2 tRNA genes are annotated in these 484 nt (G+C 49.4%); both read left to right on the top strand.

What is annotated here, in order from left to right:
* The first annotated feature begins 41 nt into the window (after positions 1-41).
* Positions 42-118: transfer RNA gene (locus tag HWX87_RS37725), tRNA-Ile, on the top strand.
* An 87-nt stretch (positions 119-205) separates the two neighbouring features.
* Positions 206-281, top strand: a tRNA-Ala gene (locus HWX87_RS37720).
* The last annotated feature ends 203 nt before the right edge of the window (positions 282-484 follow it).

The raw sequence follows: 484 nt of genomic DNA, 5'->3' as shown, positions 1-484 counted from the left end.
AGCGCTCACGCTTATCGGCTGTAAATTAAAGACAGACTCAGGGGTCTGTAGCTCAGTCGGTTAGAGCACCGTCTTGATAAGGCGGGGGTCGTTGGTTCGAATCCAACCAGACCCACCATTGTCTGACGTGTCGGTGATCGTTAGCGCTTCAGCGCTTACGAGTACCTCAAGCCGACCGGCTAACACCTGAGAATATTCTGTACATGGGGGCATAGCTCAGCTGGGAGAGCACCTGCTTTGCAAGCAGGGGGTCGTCGGTTCGATCCCGTCTGCCTCCACCAATCTTCAATGACAAGTATTCGACTTGGGTCGAATCTTTTTCATTGGCGATTGAGCCAGTCAGAGTGATACGTAGTATGTATCGGCTGTCGTTCTTTAACAATCTGGAAGAAGTAAGTAATTTGGATAGCGGAAGCGTCTATGAGATGGACGTGAAAACTATCCGGGTTGTGATTGTATCGATGTATCTCAAGATGATTCGAAC

The sequence above is a fragment of the Burkholderia sp. BCC1644 genome, from assembly GCF_902833225.1.
In the GTDB taxonomy this organism is placed as follows: domain Bacteria; phylum Pseudomonadota; class Gammaproteobacteria; order Burkholderiales; family Burkholderiaceae; genus Burkholderia.
Note: the sequence above shows the minus strand (reverse complement) of the source record. Positions and strands in the feature narration are given on the sequence as shown.